The 3,930-nt window shown below is 60.6% G+C and carries 1 protein-coding gene, 1 pseudogene and 1 riboswitch; of the genes and pseudogenes, one reads left to right on the top strand and one right to left on the bottom strand.

Features of this window, described 5'->3' with window-relative positions:
• Nucleotides 1-87 precede the first annotated feature (87 nt).
• Nucleotides 88-1,991 (bottom strand): annotated as a pseudogene (gene thiC / locus F0169_RS26490) (phosphomethylpyrimidine synthase ThiC).
• A gap of 146 nt (nt 1,992-2,137) precedes the next feature.
• Nucleotides 2,138-2,243: riboswitch (TPP riboswitch) on the bottom strand.
• A gap of 196 nt (nt 2,244-2,439) precedes the next feature.
• On the opposite strand from thiC, the gene F0169_RS26485 reads away from it, so the two are divergent.
• Nucleotides 2,440-3,879, top strand: a complete 1,440-nt coding sequence (locus F0169_RS26485) for a TolC family outer membrane protein (RefSeq protein ID WP_152748071.1) — start codon at nt 2,440-2,442, stop codon at nt 3,877-3,879.
• Nucleotides 3,880-3,930 lie beyond the last annotated feature (51 nt).

Here is a 3,930-nt window from a genome sequence, read left to right as displayed (position 1 = left end):
CGAATCAAGCTGCAATCTAATGTAGGAGGGGGCTTGCCCCTCTACAATGATCCATTCCCACGCAGAGCGTGGGAATGCTCGTCGGTGTCAGACCTTTTTGTACAACTGGCTGCCTTCCTGCTTGAACCGCTCCGCCTGCTCCGCCAAGCCCTTGGCCACGTCCACATCCACCGCTTCAATGCGCTGGTTGGCCGCGTACTCGCGCACTTCCTGGGTGATTTTCATCGAGCAGAACTTAGGCCCGCACATCGAGCAAAAATGCGCGACCTTGGCCGAATCCTTCGGCAGCGTTTCATCGTGGTAGGAACGCGCGGTGTCCGGGTCCAGGCCGAGGTTGAACTGGTCTTCCCAGCGGAACTCGAAGCGCGCCTTGCTCAACGCGTTGTCGCGAATCTGTGCGCCCGGATGCCCCTTGGCCAAGTCCGCTGCGTGCGCGGCGATCTTGTAGGTGATGATGCCGGTCTTCACGTCATCTTTGTTCGGCAGGCCCAAGTGTTCCTTCGGCGTGACGTAGCACAGCATGGCGCAACCGAACCAGCCGATCATCGCCGCACCGATACCCGAGGTGATGTGGTCGTAACCCGGCGCAATGTCGGTGGTCAGCGGGCCGAGGGTGTAGAACGGCGCCTCGTCGCAGCATTCAAGCTGCTTGTCCATGTTCTCTTTGATCAACTGCATCGGCACGTGGCCCGGGCCTTCGATCATGGTTTGCACGTCGTGCTTCCAGGCGGTCTTGGTCAGCTCGCCGAGGGTTTCAAGTTCGCCGAATTGCGCGGCGTCGTTGGCGTCGGCAATCGAGCCGGGGCGCAGGCCGTCGCCGAGGGAGAAGCTGACGTCATAGGCCTTCATGATTTCGCAGATTTCGTCGAAATGCGTGTAGGTGAAGTTCTCTTTGTGGTGCGCCAGGCACCACTTGGCCATGATCGAACCGCCACGCGAGACGATGCCGGTGACACGCTTGGCGGTCAGCGGCACATAGCGCAGCAGCACGCCGGCGTGGATGGTGAAGTAGTCGACGCCCTGCTCGGCCTGTTCGATCAAGGTGTCGCGGAACAGCTCCCAGGTCAGGTCTTCGGCGCGCCGCCGACTTTTTCCAGGGCCTGGTAAATCGGCACTGTACCGATCGGCACCGGCGAATTGCGGATGATCCACTCGCGGGTTTCATGGATGTGCTTGCCGGTGGACAAATCCATCACCGTGTCCGAACCCCAGCGGATGCCCCACGTCAGTTTCGCCACTTCTTCTTCGATGGACGAACCCAGCGCACTGTTGCCGATGTTGCCGTTGATCTTCACCAGGAAGTTACGGCCGATGATCATCGGTTCAAGTTCGGTGTGGTTGATGTTGGCCGGAATGATCGCGCGGCCACGGGCGATTTCTTCGCGCACAAATTCCGGGGTGATGATTTTCGGCACGCTGGCGCCGAAGCTGTAGCCGGCATGTTGCTGCTCAAGCAGGCCGCTGGCGCGTGCCTCTTCGAGCTTCATGTTTTCGCGGATGGCGACGTATTCCATCTCGGCAGTGATGATGCCTTTGCGCGCGTAGTGCATCTGGGTGACGTTGGCGCCCGCCTTGGCGCGGCGCGGGTTTTTCACGTGGGCGAAACGCAGCGCGGTGAGTTCGGCATCGCTGAGGCGCTGTTGGCCGAAGTGTGAACTCAGACCTGGCAAGCGCTCGGTGTCGCCACGCACTTCGATCCACGGCGAACGCACATCGCCAAGGCCTTTGCGCACATCAATGATCACATTCGGGTCGGTGTACGGGCCGGAAGTGTCATACACCACCACCGGCGCATTGATTTCACCGCCGAAATCAGTCGGTGTCACGTCCAGGCTGACTTCGCGCATCGGCACGCGAATGTCCGGGCGAGTGCCCTGCACGTAGATTTTTTGCGAGCGGGTAAACGGCTGCACAGACCCTGCGTCGACCTTGGCCGACTCACTCAAGTGCACGGTATTTTTTGATTTTTGGCTTTTTAATTCGGTGCTCATCACGGGCTCTCCAACTATCCAGGCGGTGGATTTTTGTCGGAGCGAACCTGTGACGGACGGATGCACTGAAACCAGTGCTGTGCAAGGCACGAGGGTTGTTCGATTGTCGAACAACATCCCGGACGAAGCACAAGAGGACTCGCCGGGTGACGAGAAATCTTGTTCCCTACGCAGGCGCTAACCTGATCAGGTTCAACGGGATCCGGTATTTACCGATCTCAGCCTTCCAACAAGGCACCCCGACAAGAACACGGCCAGTCTAGACCATGGCGTGGGCAAATTGCCAACAGCGGTGTATTCAGCGTGATGAATGGCGTGATTACGGGATTGTTGCGCAGCGCAAGCGCCACTACACTCGGGCGTTGCCGCAATGCGTGACGCAACCCGTTGCCAAGCTTGGCCTTGGGCGATAAATTACAGCCATAATATTCATACTAGGGATCGCCTCATGCTGCGCAAACTCTCACTGGCTCTCGCCGTGTCTTGTGCGACCAATGGAATGGTCTGGGCAGCCGAAGCGCCCTTGTCCGCCAAAACCGACCTGGTCAGCGTTTACCAGGAAGCGGCGAACAACAATGCCGACCTGGCGGCCGCCCGTGCCCAATACGGCGCGCAGAAAGAAGTGGTGCCCCAGGCCCGCGCAGGCTTGCTGCCGAACCTGTCGGCCAGCGCCGACAGCAATAATGTGCGCACCCAGATCGACCAACCGGCATCCACCCTCAACCGCGACGCGCACTCCTGGCGGGCGACCTTGAGCCAGCCGCTGTTTCGCGCCGACCGCTGGTTCCAACTGCAGGCCGCCGAAGCCGTCAACGAACAAGCCTCGCTGCAGCTCTCTGCCACCGAACAGAACCTGATCCTGCAAAGTGCCGAGAGCTACTTCGCGGTGTTGCGCGCCCAAGACAACCTGGCCTCGACCAAGGCCGAAGAAAACGCCTTCAAGCGCCAGCTCGACCAGTCCAACGAACGCTTTGATGTGGGGCTGTCGGACAAGACCGACGTGCTGCAATCTCAAGCCAGCTACGACACCGCGCGCGCCAACCGCATCGTCGCGCAGCGCCAGGTGGATGACGCCTTCGAAGCGCTGATCACGCTGACCAACCGCCAGTACAACGCAATTCAAGGCATCGTGCATACGCTGCCGGTGCTGCCACCGGCGCCGAATGACGCCAAAGCCTGGGTCGAAACCGCCGGGCGCCAGAACCTCAACCTGCTGGCCAGCAACTACGCGGTCACCGCCGCCGAAGAAACCCTGCGACAGCGCAAAGCCGGCCACTTGCCGACCCTTGACGCCGTGGCGCAGTACGAAAAAGGCGACAACGACGCGCTCGGCTTGAGCAACCCGAACCAGTTACCGGTGCCATACGGTGGCGACGTGTCGCAGCGCACCATCGGCCTGCGCCTGAACATCCCGATTTACAGCGGTGGCCTGACCAGTTCGCAAGTGCGCGAATCGTATTCACGCCTCGACCAGAGCGAGCAGCAACGTGAAGGCCTGCGCCGCCAGGTGGTCGAAAACACGCGCAACCTGCACCGCGCGGTGAACACCGACGTGGAGCAGGTACAGGCACGCCGCCAGTCGATCATCTCAAACCAGAGCGCGGTGGAAGCTACGGAGATCGGTTATCAGGTGGGCACACGCAACATCGTCGACGTACTGGATGCGCAGCGCCAGCTTTACTCGTCGGTGCGCAACTACAACAACAGCCGTTATGACTACATCCTCGACAACCTGCGCTTGAAGCAGGCTGCGGGCACGCTGAACCCAGGCGATTTGCAGGACCTGACGCGCTATCTCAAAGCGGACTACAACCCGGACAAAGACTTTTTGCCACCGGACCTGGCCAAGGCTGCCGCCGAGCAACTCAAAGCGCGGCCCGGCAACTAGGCTTTTGCGTAACGGCTGAGACGGGCGCCGCCCTGACAGCCGACGCAGGCC

This window comes from Pseudomonas kitaguniensis, from assembly GCF_009296165.1.
GTDB lineage: Bacteria > Pseudomonadota > Gammaproteobacteria > Pseudomonadales > Pseudomonadaceae > Aquipseudomonas > Aquipseudomonas kitaguniensis.
The sequence above is the reverse complement of the archived record's forward strand: the minus strand, read 5'-3'. Positions and strand labels throughout refer to the sequence as shown.